Annotated in this window: 16 protein-coding genes; 12 read left to right on the top strand and 4 right to left on the bottom strand. The window is 72.1% G+C overall.

What is annotated here, in order from left to right:
- Positions 1 to 15 precede the first annotated feature (15 nt).
- The gene (locus tag ABZT12_RS14720; RefSeq protein ID WP_356382872.1) at positions 16 to 1002 is read right to left on the bottom strand and encodes a serine hydrolase; all 987 of its coding nucleotides are present in this window, start codon (positions 1000 to 1002) and stop codon (positions 16 to 18) included.
- A 150-nt stretch (positions 1003 to 1152) separates the two neighbouring features.
- Between ABZT12_RS14720 and ABZT12_RS14715 the strand changes: the two genes are divergently transcribed.
- On the top strand, positions 1153 to 1887 hold the full coding sequence (locus ABZT12_RS14715; RefSeq protein ID WP_356382869.1) for an SseB family protein: 735 nt from the start codon (positions 1153 to 1155) through the stop codon (positions 1885 to 1887).
- Positions 1888 to 1943: 56 nt separating this feature from the next.
- Here ABZT12_RS14715 and ABZT12_RS14710 read toward each other — a convergent pair whose 3' ends face one another.
- On the bottom strand, positions 1944 to 2315 hold the full coding sequence (locus ABZT12_RS14710) for a DUF1844 domain-containing protein (RefSeq protein WP_356382866.1): 372 nt from the start codon (positions 2313 to 2315) through the stop codon (positions 1944 to 1946).
- 363 nt (positions 2316 to 2678) lie between these two features.
- On the opposite strand from ABZT12_RS14710, the gene infC reads away from it, so the two are divergent.
- The 10 genes from infC to ABZT12_RS14660 all read left to right on the top strand — a co-directional run bounded on the left by infC (position 2679) and on the right by ABZT12_RS14660 (position 13670).
- Positions 2679 to 3404, top strand: a complete 726-nt coding sequence (gene infC, locus ABZT12_RS14705) for a translation initiation factor IF-3 (protein ID WP_356383274.1) — start codon at positions 2679 to 2681, stop codon at positions 3402 to 3404.
- A 106-nt stretch (positions 3405 to 3510) separates the two neighbouring features.
- Positions 3511 to 3705 carry a 50S ribosomal protein L35 gene (gene rpmI, locus ABZT12_RS14700; protein WP_356382863.1) on the top strand — a complete coding sequence of 65 codons (195 nt, stop codon included), beginning with the start codon at positions 3511 to 3513 and terminating at the stop codon, positions 3703 to 3705.
- A 110-nt stretch (positions 3706 to 3815) separates the two neighbouring features.
- Positions 3816 to 4199: a 50S ribosomal protein L20 gene (rplT, locus tag ABZT12_RS14695; protein ID WP_007495403.1), complete on the top strand. Its 384-nt coding sequence runs from the start codon at positions 3816 to 3818 to the stop codon at positions 4197 to 4199.
- 124 nt (positions 4200 to 4323) lie between these two features.
- Positions 4324 to 5172 (top strand): RNA methyltransferase, encoded by an 849-nt coding sequence (locus ABZT12_RS14690; RefSeq protein WP_356382859.1) that lies wholly within the window; start codon positions 4324 to 4326, stop codon positions 5170 to 5172.
- Between the two features lie 53 nt (positions 5173 to 5225).
- Positions 5226 to 6380, top strand: coding sequence for an ATP-binding protein (locus tag ABZT12_RS14685; RefSeq protein ID WP_356382857.1), 1155 nt, complete (start codon positions 5226 to 5228; stop codon positions 6378 to 6380).
- A gap of 146 nt (positions 6381 to 6526) precedes the next feature.
- Positions 6527 to 7651: a phenylalanine--tRNA ligase subunit alpha gene (gene pheS / locus ABZT12_RS14680; RefSeq protein WP_356382855.1), complete on the top strand. Its 1125-nt coding sequence runs from the start codon at positions 6527 to 6529 to the stop codon at positions 7649 to 7651.
- Positions 7651 to 10155: a phenylalanine--tRNA ligase subunit beta gene (pheT, locus tag ABZT12_RS14675; RefSeq protein ID WP_356382852.1), complete on the top strand. Its 2505-nt coding sequence runs from the start codon at positions 7651 to 7653 to the stop codon at positions 10153 to 10155. The genes pheS and pheT overlap by 1 nt, the downstream gene beginning before the upstream one ends.
- Positions 10156 to 10332: 177 nt before the next feature.
- Entirely contained in the window at positions 10333 to 11484 is a 1152-nt protein-coding gene (locus ABZT12_RS14670; protein ID WP_356382850.1) for a PP2C family protein-serine/threonine phosphatase, read from the top strand.
- Positions 11485 to 11668: 184 nt separating this feature from the next.
- Positions 11669 to 13009, top strand: a complete 1341-nt coding sequence (locus tag ABZT12_RS14665) for a transcriptional regulator (RefSeq protein ID WP_356382848.1) — start codon at positions 11669 to 11671, stop codon at positions 13007 to 13009.
- Positions 13010 to 13094: 85 nt separating this feature from the next.
- Positions 13095 to 13670 (top strand): NUDIX hydrolase, encoded by a 576-nt coding sequence (locus ABZT12_RS14660; protein ID WP_356382846.1) that lies wholly within the window; start codon positions 13095 to 13097, stop codon positions 13668 to 13670.
- Positions 13671 to 13699: 29 nt separating this feature from the next.
- Here the strand turns inward: ABZT12_RS14660 and ABZT12_RS14655 are convergent, their stop codons facing one another.
- Together ABZT12_RS14655 and ABZT12_RS14650 are read right to left on the bottom strand one after the other, a co-directional pair.
- Entirely contained in the window at positions 13700 to 13957 is a 258-nt protein-coding gene (locus tag ABZT12_RS14655; protein ID WP_356382844.1) for a hypothetical protein, read from the bottom strand.
- Between the two features lie 205 nt (positions 13958 to 14162).
- Positions 14163 to 15035 carry a 3-hydroxybutyryl-CoA dehydrogenase gene (locus tag ABZT12_RS14650; RefSeq protein WP_356382842.1) on the bottom strand — a complete coding sequence of 291 codons (873 nt, stop codon included), beginning with the start codon at positions 15033 to 15035 and terminating at the stop codon, positions 14163 to 14165.
- Positions 15036 to 15212: 177 nt separating this feature from the next.
- Between ABZT12_RS14650 and ABZT12_RS14645 the strand changes: the two genes are divergently transcribed.
- Positions 15213 to 16448: a family 10 glycosylhydrolase gene (locus ABZT12_RS14645; protein ID WP_356382840.1), complete on the top strand. Its 1236-nt coding sequence runs from the start codon at positions 15213 to 15215 to the stop codon at positions 16446 to 16448.
- Positions 16449 to 16562 lie beyond the last annotated feature (114 nt).

Genomic DNA, 16562 nt, shown 5'->3' with positions numbered 1-16562 from the left:
GCCCCTGCCGAAAGGTCAGTTGACGGCCGACGCTGACGCCGATGCCGACGCGCCCTCGCCGGTGAACACCGACACCGCCGCCTTCGCCGCCGCCTCGATCAGGGATATCCCCTTGGCCTGCGTGGTGCTGCCCTTCGACACCACCGCGACCAGATAGACCTGCCCGTCGGCCGCGGTCACCCGCCCGACGCTGTTGACGTCCCAGAGCCCGGTCGTGCTCCGCGCCAGCCAGCCGTTCTTCAGCTTCCACCGCGCCCCGTCGGCCGCCGCCGACACCCCCCACTGCTGGTCGGCCTCGATCCGGCCCATCAGCCCCTGGAGGTACGACCGGGAGGCCGCGTTCAGCTTGGAGTCGTCCCCGAACACCTGCCGCAGCAAGGTGAGTTGGTCGGCCGCAGTGGTCTGGGTCAGCCCCCACAGCACGCCGTCGCCGCCCGTCGTGGCGGTGAGCCCGAAGCGCTTGTTCGCCGCGTCGAGCCCGTCCGCCGTACCGATGATCTTCCACAGCGCCGACGCGGAGTCATTGTCACTGTTCTCGATCATCGTGGTGGCGTACGCCTTCTCCGTCGCCGTCGGCTGCCGGCCCGCGTCCTGCGCCTGGAGCAGCAGCGTCGCCAGGATGTCGACCTTGACGATGCTCGCCGTGTCGAAGGCCGCGTGGCCGTAGGCGGCGCTCTCGCCGGAGCCCATGGCGAACACGGCCGCGGAGACCTTCTGCTCACCGGTGACCGCCACGAACTTCTTCATCGCCTTCGCCAGCAGCGCGTCCCGGTCGACCGTCGGCTCCGCCACCGCTTCCACCGTCGCCTCCCCGCTCGCCGCCGCCGAGACCGACGGCACCGCCGCCGACGATACGGGGCCCGAGTGCGCCTGCGCCTTCACGTACACGGTGCCGGCCGCCGTGACACCGACGACGGCCACGGAGGCGAGCGCCACGTGCAGCAGCGGGCGTCGGCGCGACGAACGGGCACGGTGATCTCGGCGGGCTCTGGAAGACTCCATGCCCGCGATCGTGCGGGCGGCGACTGTGCGCGCCGTTAGACGGATGTGAAAGCCGTGTCAGCACTTCCTGAGAAACGCGTGAAAGCGGTGTCCGCCGTGTTTCCGGACCCGCACAGGGCCGGCTCCACCGCCCCGATAGGGTCGGTCACCGTGGCGAACAAGAACATTCCCGACCCCGGATTCTCCGACGACGACGGCTCCGCCGACCCCCGGCTGAGTACGGCGCTCGCCGCCTGGGCCGAGGACCGCGACGCCGTGGCACCCGTGCTGGAAGCCCTCAAGGGGGCCCGGCTGCTGGTCCCCGTGGTGGCGGTGCTCGGCGAGGTGGAGGAGGACGAGAACGGGCTGCGCCGCGAGAAGACCAGCGACATGGCCGTACCGACCCTGAAGGCCGGCGACCGCACCGCGCTGCCCGCCTTCACCTCCACCGCGTCGCTGGCCCGCTGGGATCCCGCGGCGCGGCCCGTGGCCGTACCACTGCACCAGGCACTGCTGGCCGCCGCGCACGAAAGGGCGGACACGGTCGTACTGGATCTGGCCGGACCGGTGCCGTTCGAGCTGACCGGGTCCGCGCTGCGCGCGCTGGCGGAGGGGCGGACGACGGCCGACCCGCTCACCGACCCGGCCGTGGCCGAGGCGGTACGGGCCGCGGTCGCCGCCGAGCCGGCCGTGCTCCGCGCGTATCTCGGACCCGGGGACGCGGACGGCACCCTCGCGCTCGTCCTGGACCCGGCCGCGCCCGCCGCCGAGGCCGCCCGCGCCGTGGCCCGCCGTCTCGCCGCCGACGAGACGCTGAGGGCCCGCCTGGTGCGCGGCCTCGACCTGGCCCTGCTGCCGGCCGGGTCGACGCCTCCGGGCGAGCCCTTGTACGTACGGAGGGGATGAGCCGCCGGGACGGGTACCGTCCGCCGGGCGGCCGGGGGACGCTGGGGACGCGCCCGCTAGCCGTAGACCGGGCCGGTGTACTTCTCGCCCGGACCCTGGCCCGGCTCGTCCCGGACCAACGACGCCTCGCGGAAGGCCAGTTGGAGCGACTTCAGGCCGTCGCGCAGCGGGGCCGCGTGGAACGAGCTGATCTCGGTCGTGCTCGCGTCGAGCAGTCCGGCGAGGGCGGTCACCAGCTTGCGGGCCTCGTCGAGGTCCTTGTACTTGTCGCCCTCCTCGGTCAGGCCGAGCTTCACGGCGGCGGCGCTCATCAGGTTGACGGCGACCGTCACGATCACCTCGACCGCTGGAACCTCCGCGATGTCGCGGGCCATGGCGTCGAAGTCGGGGGACTCGGCAGCGGGGGAGTCGGGAGGGGTGTCACTCATGCCCACACGATAGGCCCCGGTGTACGGCGGTTCGCACCGCCCCTGGGGAGCTGCTAACCTTGTGTGATGACCGGCCAGGCACCGTGGTGCCCGGCCAACAAGTGGAGGCTCCGATCTCCCACCCGACTGTCCTCCGGGACGGCGGGTCACACCGGTCAGGCGGCCACTATCGTTCCGTACGGACGATGGAGTCCACCCGAAAGCGCGCCCCGCGACCATCGCGGCGGTGCTCCGGCAGTGTTTGGAGCCCCGTCTTGTGATCGTCCCGGGGCTTTTCTGTGTTCCGGCGCGGTCAGGTCCGTCTACAGAAGACAAACGCGGCCGTCCGCCAGATGGCCGTGTGGTGCTAACCGAGGAGGATCCATCAGCACCGAGCCCCGTATCAACGACCGGATTCGCGTTCCCGAAGTGCGACTTGTCGGTCCGAGCGGCGAGCAGGTCGGGATTGTTCCGCTTGCCAAGGCCCTGGAGCTTGCCCAGGAGTACGACCTCGACCTGGTCGAGGTCGCGGCGAGCGCACGCCCGCCGGTCTGCAAGCTCATGGACTACGGGAAGTTCAAGTACGAGTCGGCCATGAAGGCCCGTGAGGCGCGCAAGAACCAGGCGCACACGGTCATCAAGGAGATGAAACTCCGGCCGAAGATCGACCCGCACGACTATGACACGAAGAAGGGCCACGTCGTCCGCTTCCTCAAGCAGGGCGACAAGGTCAAGATCACGATCATGTTCCGTGGTCGCGAGCAGTCCCGGCCCGAGCTGGGCTATCGACTGCTCCAGCGGCTCGCGGAGGACGTCCAGGACCTCGGGTTCATCGAGTCGAACCCGAAGCAGGACGGCCGGAACATGATCATGGTTCTCGGCCCGCACAAGAAGAAGACCGAGGCGATGGCCGAGGCCCGTGAGGCGCAGGCCGCCCGCAAGGCGGACGCGAAGGCCAACCCGGGCAAGTCGCAGAACGTCTCGGAGAGCGACTTCGACGAAGAGGGCATCGACGGCGAGAACCTCGACCACGAGGGTATCGACGACGAGGCCGGCCACGACGAGGTCAGGACCGCCGAAGCCCCGGCCGAGGCGCCCGCCGAGGCCTGATCCCGGACGCGCGTCCAGGGATGCAAACCGATACAAGAGCGACGCTCCACCGTGCCCGGTTTCACGACCGGGCACCGGAGCGCCACCGACGAGGAGATACGGCGCTATGCCGAAGAACAAGTCGCACAGCGGTGCCCGCAAGCGCTTCAAGATCACCGGCTCCGGCAAGGTGCTCCGCGAGCGCGCCGGCAAGCGCCACCTGCTCGAGCGCAAGTCGTCCCGACTGACGCGCCGCCTCACCGGTACCGCCGAGATGGCCCCGGGCGACGCCAAGAAGATCAAGAAGCTTCTCGGCAAGTGACGTACCGGCGCCTGATCGCCCGATCAGCGCGCGCCGTACGTCTGGACCGGGACCCCATCGATTCCGGGCCGTGTGAGTACTCCCATGGCCCCGCTGCAAGGAGTTAACAAGTGGCACGCGTCAAGCGGGCAGTCAACGCCCACAAGAAGCGCCGGGCGATCCTCGAAGCCGCTTCCGGCTACCGCGGTCAGCGTTCGCGCCTGTACCGCAAGGCCAAGGAGCAGGTCACCCACTCGCTGGTCTACAACTACAACGACCGCAAGAAGCGCAAGGGTGACTTCCGTCAGCTGTGGATCCAGCGCATCAACGCCGCTGCCCGCGCCAACGGCATCACGTACAACCGCTTCATCCAGGGTCTGAAGGCCGCCAACGTCGAGGTGGACCGCAAGATCCTCGCCGAGCTGGCCGTCAACGACGCCGGTGCGTTCGCCGCCTTGGTCGAGGTGGCCCAGAAGGCGCTGCCGAGCGACGTCAACGCGCCGAAGGCCGCGTGACGCCGCGCCGGCTCTAGAGCGGACGTGAGGTGAGGACCCGCAGGCCTTCGGGCCTGCGGGTCCTGCTTGTGTCTCCGGTCCCTCTGCTCCGGTCCCCATGCCCCGGTCAACGAAGGTGAGTTGCATGCCCCCCGTCGCCCCCGACCTCATCTCCCCCCGCTCCCCCCGCGTCTCCGCCGCCCGCCGGCTGGCCCGCCGGAACTTCCGGGGCAAGGAGCGGCTGTTCCTCGCGGAGGGGCCGCAGGCCGTGCGGGAGGCCGCCGGGCACGGGGAGACGCTGGTCGAGCTGTTCGCCACCGTCGAGGCCGCCGAGCGGTACGCCGACATCGTCGGCGAGGCTCGGGACGCCGGTGCCCGGGTGTACCTCGCCGACGAGCAGGTCGTCGCCGACATCTCCACCACCGTCACTCCACAGGGACTCGTGGGGATCTGCCGGTTCCTGGACACCCCCTTCGAGGAGATCCTGCGCGGCCGGCCCCGGCTGGTCGCCGTCCTCGCCAACGTCCGCGACCCCGGGAACGCCGGGACCGTGCTGCGCTGCGCGGACGCCGCCGGCGCCGATGCCGTCGTCCTCACCGACGCCTCCGTCGACCTCTACAACCCCAAGGCCGTCCGCGCCTCCGTCGGCTCCCTGTTCCACCTGCCCGTCGCCGTCGGCGTGCCGGTCGAACGGGCCGTGGCCGGGCTCAGGGACGCCGGGGTGCGCATCCTCGCCGCCGACGGAGCCGGCACCGACGACCTCGACGACGAACTCGACCAGGGCACCATGGGCACCCCCACCGCCTGGGTGTTCGGCAACGAGGCCTGGGGGCTCCCGGCCGAGACCCGCGCGCTCGCGGACGCCGTCGTGCGCGTCCCGATCCACGGAAAGGCCGAGAGCCTGAACCTCGCCACCGCCGCGGCCGTATGTCTCTATGCGTCAGCCCGTGCACAGCGCGCCTCCGGAGGGTGCCGCTCCGTCACCTACAGCTAGTAGGGTGACCAGCTCGGGGGCCACCTGCGCCGTCTGAGAGGTGGGGTACGGGGATGACTGTCGGCACGAGCAGCGCGCCGGGAGCACGAGAGGAACGGCAGCGGTCCGAGCCCGGCCCCGGTGAGCCCGCAGACCTCGGCATCGACCCCGACGACCTGCCCGACGGCCTCGTCGTCGCCGACGAGAACGGCCGCGTCATCTGCTTCAACGCCGCCGCCGAGCGCATCACCGCCGTCCCCGCCGCCGCCGCCCTCGGCCGCCGCCTGGAGAAGGCGCTGCCCCTGGAAGACCTGGAGGGCCGGCGCTGGTGGCAGCTGACCGACCCCTACGGCGGCCTCGCCATCCGGGGCCGGCAGCCCGAGCGCAACCTGCTGCTGCCCGGCGGCCGCGAGGTGCTCGTCACGGCACGCTACGTCCGTACCGAACCCACCGGACCGGTCCGCCGCGTCGTCGTCTCCCTCCGCGACACCGAGGCCCGGCGCCGCACCGAGCGCAGCCACGCCGAGCTGATCGCCACCGTCGCCCACGAACTGCGCTCCCCGCTCACCTCCGTCAAGGGCTTCACCGCCACCCTGCTCGCCAAGTGGGAGCGGTTCACCGACGCCCAGAAGCGGCTGATGCTGGAGACCGTCGACGCCGACGCCAACCGCGTCACCCGGCTCATCGCCGAGCTGCTGGACATCTCCCGCATCGACTCCGGCCGGCTCGAACTGCGCCGCCAGCCCGTCGACATGGGCGCCGCCGTGGGCCGCCACATCCAGGCGTACGTGGCCGCGGGCCAGACCGCCGACCGCTTCCTGCTCCGGCTCCAGCAGCCGCTGCCCGCCCTCTGGGCCGACCCCGACAAGATCGACCAGGTGCTGAGCAACCTGCTGGAAAACGCGGTGCGCCACGGCGAGGGAACCGTCACCATCGACATCACGGCCTCGGTCTCCCCGCGTGAGGGGGAGGCGGAGGCGAACACGGCGAACACCGCCACGTCGGTCACGGTGAGCGACGAGGGGCCCGGCATCCCGGAGGAGTCCATGAACCGCGTCTTCACCCGCTTCTGGCGGGGCAGCAAGCGCGGCGGCACCGGACTCGGCCTGTACATCGTCAAGGGCATCGTCGAGGCCCACGGCGGCACCATCACGGTCGGCCGCGCCCCCGGCGGCGGCGCCGAGTTCCGATTTACGCTGCCCGTGGGCACCCCGGCGTACCTGCTGTAGCGCCGACGAGGGCCCACGGGCGCGGTCACCTGTCCCACCCCCGTTAGACTCGGCCTTTGGCACCTTTGCGTCCCCTCGATGTGGACGATTCGTCTCCGAGTCGAAGACGGGGACCATCCGCCAGCCAACCGGAAGCACGGGAAGAGATGTCGGCACCGAACAAGTCGTACGACCCTGTAGAGGTCGAGGCCCTGAAACCGGACGAGATCGAGCGCCTGCGGGACGAGGCGCTCGCCGCCTTCGCCGCCGCGGGTGACCTCGACGCGCTCCAGGCGGCCAAGGTCGCCCACACCGGCGGCACCTCCCCGCTGGCCCTCGCCAACCGCGAGATCGGCGCGCTGCCCCCGCAGGCCAAGGCCGCGGCCGGCAAGCTCGTCGGCCAGGCCCGGGGCGCCGTCAACAAGGCGTTCGCCGCCCGCCAGACCGAGCTGGAGGCCGAGCGCGACGCCCGGGTGCTGGTCGAGGAGGCGGTGGACGTCACGCTGCCCCACGACCGGGTACCGGCCGGCGCCCGGCACCCGCTGACCACGTTCATGGAGCGCGTCGCGGACGTCTTCGTCTCCATGGGGTACGAGGTCGCCGAGGGTCCCGAGGCCGAGGCGGAGTGGTTCAACTTCGACGCCCTCAACTTCACCCCGGACCACCCGGCCCGGCAGATGCAGGACACCTTCTTCGTCCAGGGCCCCGGGGCCGCGTCCGACGAGTCCGGGGTCGTGCTGCGCACCCACACCTCGCCCGTGCAGGCCCGCGCGATGCTGGACCGCGAACCGCCGGTCTACATCGTCTGCCCCGGCCGCGTGTACCGCACGGACGAGCTGGACGCCACGCACACCCCGGTCTTCCACCAGATCGAGCTGCTCGCCATCGACGAGGGCCTGACCATGGCCGACCTCAAGGGCACCCTGGACCACATGGTCCGCTCGCTCTTCGGCCCGGAGATGAAGACCCGGCTGCGCCCGAACTACTTCCCCTTCACCGAGCCGTCCGCCGAGATGGACATGCTCTGCTACGTCTGCAAGGGCGAGTCCGTCGGCAACCCCGACCGCCCCTGCCGCACCTGCTCCTCCGAGGGCTGGATCGAGCTGGGCGGCTGCGGCATGGTCAACCCCCGGGTGCTCGTCGCCTGCGGTGTGGACCCGGAGAAGTACAGCGGATTCGCCTTCGGGTTCGGCATCGAGCGGATGCTGATGTTCCGCCACAACGTCGAAGACATGCGAGACATGGTCGAGGGTGACGTCCGGTTCACCCGGCCGTTCGGGATGGAGATCTGATGCGGGTCCCGCTTTCTTGGCTGCGGGAGTACGTCGACCTGCCGGCGACGGAGACCGGCCGCGACGTCCAGGCCAAGCTCATCTCGGTCGGCCTGGAGGTCGAGACCGTCGAGCAGCTCGGTGACGGCCTCAAGGGCCCGCTCGTCGTCGGCAAGGTCCTCACCATCGAGGAGCTGGAGGGCTTCAAGAAGCCGATCCGCTTCTGCACGGTCGACGTGGGCCGGGCCAACGGCACCGGCGAGCCCCAGGAGATCGTCTGCGGCGCCCGCAACTTCGCCGTCGGCGACAAGGTCGTCGTGGTCCTGCCCGGCGCCGTCCTGCCCGGCGGCTTCGCCATCGCCGCCCGCAAGACGTACGGCCGGACCTCGCACGGCATGATCTGCTCCGGCGACGAGCTGGGCATGGGGGACGACGGCACCAAGGGCATCATCGTCCTGCCGCCCGAGTACGAGCCCGGCACCGACGCCATCGAGCTGCTCCAGCTCGTCGACGAGGTCCTCGACATCGCCGTCACCCCGGACCGCGGCTACGCCCTCTCGCTGCGCGGCGTCGCCCGCGAGACGGCCATCGCCTACGGTCTGCCGCTGCGCGACCCGGCGCTGCTCGACGTACCGGGACCGAACGCGTTCGGCTACCCCGTCCAGGTCTCCGAGCCGCTCGGCTGCGACCGCTTCACCGCCCGCACGGTCACCGGTCTCGACCCCGACGCCCGGTCCCCGATCTGGCTGACCCGCCGCCTCCAGAAGGCCGGCATGCGCCCGATCTCGCTCGCCGTCGACATCACCAACTACGTGATGCTGGAGCTCGGCCAGCCCCTGCACGCCTACGACCGCTCCCGCGTCCAGGGCACGATCGGCGTGCGCCGGGCCGAGCGGGGCGAGAAACTCACCACCCTCGACGGCGTCACGCGCACGCTGGACGCCGACGACCTGGTGATCACCGACGACCGCGGGGCCATCGGCCTGGCCGGAGTCATGGGCGGCGCCGACACCGAGATCGACGACACCGAGGGCACCACCACCGAGGTCGTCGTCGAGGCCGCCCACTTCGACGCGATCTCGATCGCCCGCACGGCCCGCCGGCACAAGCTGGCCTCCGAGGCGTCCAAGCGCTTCGAGCGCGGTGTCGACCCGCAGGCCGCCTCCGCGGCGGCCCAGCGCACGGTCGACCTCCTCGTCCTCCTCGCGGGCGGCACGGCGGAGGCGGGCGTCACCGAGGTCATCGCCCCCTCGGCCCCGCACACCATCTCCATCCGGGCCGACCACCCCGGCAAGGTCGCGGGCGTCGACTACGGCCGGGAGACCGTCGTACGCCGGCTCCAGCAGGTCGGCTGCGACGTGTACGGACAGGACGAGCTGATCGTCACCGTCCCGTCCTGGCGCCCCGACCTCACCGACCCCAACGACCTGGCGGAAGAGGTCATCCGGCTGGAGGGCTACGAGAACCTGCCCTCCACGCTGCCCAAGCCCCCCGCGGGCCTCGGTCTCACCGACCGGCAGCGGCTGCACCGCCGGGCCGGCCGGGCACTGGCCGGCGCCGGCTACGTCGAGGCGCCGAACTACCCGTTCCTCGGCGAGCAGGTCTTCGACCAGTTCGGCCTGGCCGCCGACGACCCGCGGCGCCGGGTCGTCAAGCTGGTCAACCCGCTCTCCGACGAGGAGCCGGCGCTCCGTACGACGCTGCTGCCGGGCCTGCTCGCCGCCCTGCGGCGCAACGACGGCCGCGGCTCGCACGATCTGGCGCTCTTCGAGACGGGGCTGGTCTTCCACCCTCGCGAGGAGCTCAAGGTCGCCGTCCGGCTGCCCGTCGACCGGCGCCCGACCGCCGCCGAGATCGCCTCCCTCACCGAGGCGCTCCCGGTCCAGCCCCGGCACGCCGCCGTCGTCCTCGCGGGCGCCCGCGAGCAGGCCGGCTGGTGGGGCCAGGGCCGCCCGGCCGACTGGGCCGACGCCGTCGAGGCCGCCCGCGTCCTCGCCCGCGAGGCCGGCACCCGGCTCCTCGTCCGGGGTGGCCGGTACGGGCCCTGGCACCCCGGACGCTGCGCCGAACTCGCGGTCGTCGTCGACGGCACCGAGCAGGTCATCGGGTACGCCGGTGAGCTGCACCCGCGGGTGGTGAAGAGCCTGGGCCTGCCCGCGCGCACCTGCGCGATGGAGCTGGACCTGGACCTCCTGGAGCGGGCCTCCGCGGGCGTCCCCAAGGGCCCGAAGATCTCCACGTTCCCGGTCGCCACACAGGACGTCGCGTTGGTCGTCGACGCGCCGGTCCCGCACGCGGACGTCGAGGCGGCGCTGCGCGAGGGTGCCGGTGAACTCCTGGAATCCATCCGGCTGTTCGACGTCTACGACAACGCCGCGCAGCTGGGCGAGGGCAAGAAGTCCCTGGCCTACGCGCTGCGGTTCCGCGCGCCCGACCGCACGCTGACCGTGGACGAGGCCTCCGCCGCCCGTGACGCGGCGGTGGCCCTGGCCGCCGACCGGGTGGGCGCGGTCCTCCGGGCCTAGCCCCACGCGCCCTTTGCGCCCCAACCGCATACCTGCGCACGTCCTGCCCGTTCTCACTCGTTCGGGTGAGAAGTACGGGTGATCCGGCCCGGCCGGGGCGTGCGCTCGACAGAATCGGACCGGCCTTTCGGGGCCGGTCCGATTGCGCTGTCAGGGCCTATTTGGGGGGCCATCGGCATGATCCACAGCAAGGCTGGGGTGCCCCGCGGTCCGCGTCGCAGGACGCGTGCCCGCCGTCCGCTGCGCCGGGGAGCCGCCCTGGGCCTGCCCACCGCCTGGGGCGCCATAGCGATCACCTACAAGCTGGCGTGTCCGCTCGCCCAGCAGAACGGGCTCGGCGCCCGGATCGTCACCAGCGCCGTCTTCCTGGCGGTCGGCACCGGCCTGATCGTCCAGGTCCGGCGCTCCCTGCTGCGCGAACTGCGGCAGATCCGCCAGATCGCCGGCGCCGCCCAGAACGCGCTGCTGCGCCCGCTGCCGCCGCGGCTGGACGGCCTGAACCTGGCCGCCGCCCAGCTCTCCGCCGAGCGCGGCGCCGTCGTCGGCGGTGACCTCTACGAGGTGCTCGCCACCGAGCACGGCGTACGGGTCGTGATGGGCGACGTACGTGGCCACGGCATCGCCGCCATCGGCACGGTGGCCGCCGTCCTGGGCAGTTTCCGCGAGGCCGCGCACGACGAACCCGACCTCGCGGGCGTGCTGCGACGCCTGGACCGCGCCGTCGCCCGGCACCTGCGCGAACGCGCCCGCGCCGAACACCCCGCGGCGGCCGGCCCGGACCACGACAGCGCGCTCGCCGAGGAGTTCGTCACCGTCCTGCTGCTGGAGATCGACGAGGACGGCGGTGTCCAGGCCCTCAACTGCGGCCACCCCTGGCCGTACCGGCTCGGCGCGACCGGCGTCGAACCCCTGGCCCGGGCCGGCCCGCTCCCCCCGCTGGGCCCGTTCCCGCTGCCACCCGAGCTCCCCGCCCTGTCCTGCGGCCAACTCCCGCCGGGGGAGGCGCTGTTCCTCTACACCGACGGGGCGGAGGACGCGCGCGACCAGCACGGCCGCTTCTTCCCGCTGCCGGAGGTGCTGGCGACGGTGGCCCAACACCCGCTCCCTCTGCCGGAGTCGGTACTGGGTTCGGTCTTCACGGCGCTGCTGCGCCACACCGGGGGTACCCCGGCCGACGACGTGGCGATGCTGGTCCTCCGTAACGACCGCCTTCCACCGCACCCCCAACCGGGCGCGCGCAGCGGTGACATCAGCGGCTCCGCCGCCGGCGCGGAACACACCGCTGAGCACACCGTGGCGCGCACCTCGCCGACCACGCACCGGCATTGAGCCGGACCGCCGCACTGTAGGAGGGGGGAGCCGGCGGCCCGGCCTGCCTCTCGCGAGGCACCTCAGTCAAACGGGTGAGGACTCTGCGCGACAGCGCGCACACGGTCCGGATGCGCGCACTCCGTTCACACCCCGTGCGAACGGAACCGCACTACTCTGTCCGCACCGAGCCACCGGGGGCATCATGCAGCCCAACACCTTGCTCGACGCGATCCTGGACGAAGCCGGGATCTCGCACGCGGGTCTCGCCGCCCACGTCAACCAGGCCGGGCGGGCCAGGGGTCTCGCCCTCCGTTACGAACACACCGCCGTGGCGCGGTGGTTGAAGGGACAGCGTCCGCGCGGGCAGGTGCCCGACCTGATCTGCGAGGTGCTCGCCGCCCGGCTGCGGCGGCCCGTCACGCTCGACGACATCGGACTCGGCGTACCCGGTGAGCCGTCCGCCCCGCACGGCACCTCGCTCTCCGGCTTCGTCGAGCGGGCCACCGCCCTGTGGCGCTCCGACGAACAGCAGCGCCCGCACCTCCTCGGCGCGCCCGCGGTCACCGGGACCCCCGCGGTGATGCCCGTCTGGGAGTGGGAGAACCCGCCGGACGACATGGACGTCTCACGCGGCGGCCGGCACAGGGTGAGCATGGCCGACATCGAGATGCTGCGCGCGGCCCGCGCCCACTACGAGCAGATGTACCGCAAGGCCGGCGGCGTCGCGACCCGCTCCCGCATCGTCGGCTTCCTCAACTCCGAGACCGCGCCCCTGCTGCGCGGCAGCTACACCAACGCCACCGGCCGCCAACTCCACCGCGCGACAGGCGGGTTGGTGGCCATCGCGGGCATCTGCGCCTACGACTCCGACGCCCACGGCCTGGCCCAGCGCTACTTCCACCAGGCGCTCAGGCTGGCAAAGGCCAGCAACGACAGGGGACTCGGCGCCTACGTCATCGCGCTGCTCGTCAATCAGTCGCTGTTCATGCGGGAGTTCCGCCAGGCGGTCGCCTTCGCCGAGGCCGCGCTGCGTGCCGCAGGCAAGCACATCACACCGGCGCTCGCCTCCGACCTCTACGCGATGCAGGCCAAGGCGTACGCGCACCTGGGCGACGGCACCGGCGCCCTGTCCTGCATCCGGCGGGCCGAGCAGGCCGCCGAACGCATCAGGCGCGGCCGTGAACCCGACGAGACCGGCTATGTCCAGCCGGGGCTGGTGAACGTCCAGGTGGCGGAGGCGCTCCTCAGCCTCGGCGATCTGACCGGTGCGGGGGAGCACGCCACCGCGGCCGTGGACACCCCGGCGCACGACCGGGGCCGGGTGCACCGGCTCGCCATGCTCAGTCAGATCGAACTGCGCCAGGGCAACGCCGACAAGGCGGTGGCCACCGCCGTACAGATGGCCGAACAGGCCCGCGGCATGGAGTCCCAGCGGCTGCGCGACAGACTCCGGGCGGTACGCGAACACCTGGTGCGCAGCGGCGGCGCGGGCACCGCCGAGGCGGCCGAACTGATCGACGGCGCACTGCGCGTGCCGCTGTAGCCCGCGACCACGGGAGCCGCGCCGATCCGCACGACCTCGTCCCTGCTGCGATATTGCCACTTACTCGACGGAAGGTGGCAGAACCGTGCAGTGGACGAAAAAGAACGAACAAACTGTGTATGAAAACCGCTGGTTTCGCGTCAACCTCGCGGATGTGGAGCTGCCGGACGGCCGGCACCTCGACCACTTCCTCCTGCGGCTCCGGCCCGTCGCCGTGGCCACGGTGGTCAACGACGCCAACGAGGTGCTCCTCCTCTGGCGCCACCGCTTCATCACCGACAGCTGGGGGTGGGAGCTCGCGGCGGGCGTCGTCGAGGACGGCGAGGACATCGCCCGCGCCGCCGCCAGGGAACTGGAGGAGGAGACCGGCTGGCGGCCGGGGCCCCTGCACCACCTGATGAGCGTGGAGCCGTCCAACGGCCTCACCGACGCCCGGCACCACATCTACTGGGCCGAGGAGGGCGAGTACACGGGCCATCCCGTGGACGACTTCGAGTCGGACCGCAGGGAGTGGGTCCCGCTCGAACTCGTCCCCGGCATGGTCGCCCGGGGCGAGGTCCCGGCCGCCAACATGGCGGCGGCGCTCCTGCTGTTGCACCACATGAGGCTCGGCGAGGACGGCCCCCGGCCCGCCCGCCCGCGCCCGGGTGTCCGGCGCTAGCGCCGGGGCGCATGCCGCCTGTTGCGGCGCTAACGCCCGAGGGCCTGCCAGACCGTCACCACGAGCGCGCCCACCGCGGTCAGTGCCGCGATCGCCGGCAGCGGCCAGCGGGTGTGTTCGAGGGCGACGACACGAGCGCTCAGTCCGTCCACTTCCTTGTCCGTCTCCTCGGTGCGATGACTGAGCAGCGCCAGTCCTCCTTCGACGCGCGCCTGAGCGACGTCGAGGCGGCGGCGTAACTCCGCGAGTTCTCCATGGACCACGGGATGCTGGGGGTCGGCGGTCACGGGTCCACTCCTTTCCGTAGTCGTCACATCCCTTGCATGCGCATGATGAGTCAACTCGCCTGGTGGGCCCGCGGGGAGAGTGTGCGAGGGGCATATGCGGGCCCGGAGCGCACACGGCGTGTGAATGCGGCGGGCCCGGCACTCTTCCGAGTGCCGGGCCCGCCGTCGCCCGGCCGTCACGGTGTGTCGCCGCGCGGCGGGGCGGTCAGCCGTAGGTGTAGAACCCCGACCCGGACTTCCGGCCCAGCCGGCCCGCGTCGACCATGCGCTGGAGCAGCGGGGGAGCGGCGTAGAGCGGCTCCTTGTACTCCTCGTACATCGAGAACGCGACCGACGCGACGGTGTCCAGGCCGATCAGGTCGGAGAGCTTCAGCGGGCCCATCGGGTGGGCGCAGCCGAGCTCCATGCCGTTGTCGATGTCCTCGCGGCTGGCGATGCCCGACTCGAACATCCGGATGGCGGAGAGCAGATACGGGATCAGCAGCGCGTTGACCACGAAGCCCGAGCGGTCCTGGGCGCGGATCGCGTGCTTGCCGAGCACCTTCTCGGTGAAGAGCTGGGCCCGGCCGAGGGTGCCCTCGGAGGTGGTGAGGGCGGGGATCAGCTCGACGAGCTGCTGCACCGGCGCCGGGTTGAAGAAGTGGATGCCGACGACCTGGTCGGGCCGCGAGGTGGCGACCGCGAGCCGTACCAGGGGGATCGAGGAGGTGTTGGAGGCCAGGATCGCGTCGGGCCGGGTCACGACCTGGTCCAGCACCTGGAAGATCTCGGTCTTCACCTGCTCGTTCTCGACGACGGCCTCGATCACCAGGTCCCGGTCGGCGAACTCGCCGAGGTCGGTGGTGAAACCGAGCCGCGCCTGAGTCGCGTCGAGCTCCTCGGCGGAGATCTTGCCGCGCTCCGCCGCCTTGGACAGGGAGTTGAACAGCCGGGTGCGGCCGATCTCCAGGGCCTCCCCGGTGGTCTCGGCGACCTTGACGTCCAGACCGGCGCGGGCGCACACCTCGGCGATTCCCGCCCCCATCTGGCCGCAGCCGACGACTCCGACGCGCGCGATATCTCCAGAGAAGCCGGTCACATCGTCCCTTTCGCTGACCTACGGCGGTGACGGAGCCCCCGTGGTCCGGGGTCTGCTCCGATCGTGCACGTTACTCCCAAGTATCGATGATCGATCGCCGGGGTCGGGCATTCTGGGGCCCCTGGACGGTCCGTGACGGCACGGACCGGCGAGGTAGGGGGTGGGCGGATGGGCCGGATGTCACGTCGGGCGTTCGCGCTGGCCGCGCTGTCGACGGTGACGGCCACGGGCAGCGCGACGGCGAACACGGACGCCGTTCCGGGGACGGCCGGGCACCGGCACGCGGTCACCGGGATGCGAGGGGTGTGGCTGGCGACGGTGGCCAACCGTGACTGGCCCTCCCGCCCCGGCCTGACCGCGGCCGAGCAGCGCGCGGAACTGATCGCCCACCTCGACGCGGCGGTGCGCGACCGCCTCGACACGGTGATCTTCCAGGTACGGCCCACCGCCGACGCCCTCTGGCCCTCCCCGTACGAGCCCTGGTCGCAGTACCTCACCGGCACCCAGGGCCAGGACCCCGGCTGGGACCCGCTCGGCACGGCGGTCGAGGAGGCGCACGGACGGGGGCTGCGGCTGCACGCCTGGTTCAACCCCTACCGGATCGCCAACACCACCGACCGCACCACGCTGATCCCCTCGCACCCGGCCCGCAGGCACCCGGAGTGGGCGGTGGCGTACGGCGGGAAGCTCTACTACAACCCCGGGCTGCCGGAGGTCCGCGCCTTCGTGGAGGACGCGATACTCGACGCGGTACGCGGGTACGCCGTGGACGGCGTCCACTTCGACGACTACTTCTATCCGTATCCGGTGGCGGGCCAGACCTTCGACGACGACGAGGCCTACGCCAGGTACGGCGGCGGCTTCGCCGACCGGGCCGCCTGGCGCCGCCACAACATCGACAGCCTGGTCCTGGAGACCGCGGCCCATGTCCGGCGGATCCGGCCGGCCGCGGACTTCGGGATCAGCCCCTTCGGGGTGTGGCGCAACGCGGCGACCGACCCGCGCGGCTCCGACACCCGGGCGGGCGTGCAGACGTACGACGACCTGTACGCGGACACCCGGAAGTGGGTCCGGCGGGGCTGGATCGACTACATCGTCCCGCAGCTCTACTGGAACATCGGCTTCGCCGCCGCAGACTACGCGAAGCTCGTGCCCTGGTGGGCGGAGGTCGCGCGCGGCTCCCGGACCCGGCTCCACATCGGTGAGGCGCTGTACAAGGCGGGTGCCGCCGGACAGCCGGCGGCCTGGCAGGACCCGGCTGAGCTCTCCCGGCACCTCACACTGGCCGACGCCTACCCGCAGGTGCGCGGCCATGTCTTCTTCGCCGCGAAGGAGGTGGGGGCCGACCCGATCGGCGCGATGGCCCGAGTCGTCGCCGACCACTACCGCCACCGGGCCCGCCCTCCCCGCTGAACCACCGCCCGGGGCACGGCTGTTGGCCATGATGTCCGGCCCGGGGGAGACCACTCCGGTCGCGTTGTCCCGAACCGGCCGCCGCACAAGTCGGCGCGTACGGCCGCGCGGCCG

The sequence above is a fragment of the Streptomyces sp. NPDC005423 genome, from assembly GCF_040606415.1.
Lineage (GTDB): Bacteria > Actinomycetota > Actinomycetes > Streptomycetales > Streptomycetaceae > Streptomyces.
The sequence above is the reverse complement of the archived record's forward strand: the minus strand, read 5'-3'. Positions and strand labels throughout refer to the sequence as shown.

Excerpts from the sequence above, each read along its gene's own strand:
- ABZT12_RS14720 (WP_356382872.1), bottom strand. The coding sequence starts at position 1,002 with ATGGAGTCTTCCAGAGCCCGCCGAGATCACCGTGCCCGTTCGTCGCGC.
- ABZT12_RS14710 (WP_356382866.1), bottom strand. The coding sequence starts at position 2,315 with ATGAGTGACACCCCTCCCGACTCCCCCGCTGCCGAGTCCCCCGACTTC.
- rpmI (WP_356382863.1), top strand. The coding sequence starts at position 3,511 with ATGCCGAAGAACAAGTCGCACAGCGGTGCCCGCAAGCGCTTCAAGATC.
- ABZT12_RS14690 (WP_356382859.1), top strand. The coding sequence starts at position 4,324 with ATGCCCCCCGTCGCCCCCGACCTCATCTCCCCCCGCTCCCCCCGCGTC.
- ABZT12_RS14685 (WP_356382857.1), top strand. The coding sequence starts at position 5,226 with ATGACTGTCGGCACGAGCAGCGCGCCGGGAGCACGAGAGGAACGGCAG.
- pheS (WP_356382855.1), top strand. The coding sequence starts at position 6,527 with ATGTCGGCACCGAACAAGTCGTACGACCCTGTAGAGGTCGAGGCCCTG.
- pheT (WP_356382852.1), top strand. The coding sequence starts at position 7,651 with ATGCGGGTCCCGCTTTCTTGGCTGCGGGAGTACGTCGACCTGCCGGCG.
- ABZT12_RS14670 (WP_356382850.1), top strand. The coding sequence starts at position 10,333 with ATGATCCACAGCAAGGCTGGGGTGCCCCGCGGTCCGCGTCGCAGGACG.
- ABZT12_RS14665 (WP_356382848.1), top strand. The coding sequence starts at position 11,669 with ATGCAGCCCAACACCTTGCTCGACGCGATCCTGGACGAAGCCGGGATC.
- ABZT12_RS14645 (WP_356382840.1), top strand. The coding sequence starts at position 15,213 with ATGTCACGTCGGGCGTTCGCGCTGGCCGCGCTGTCGACGGTGACGGCC.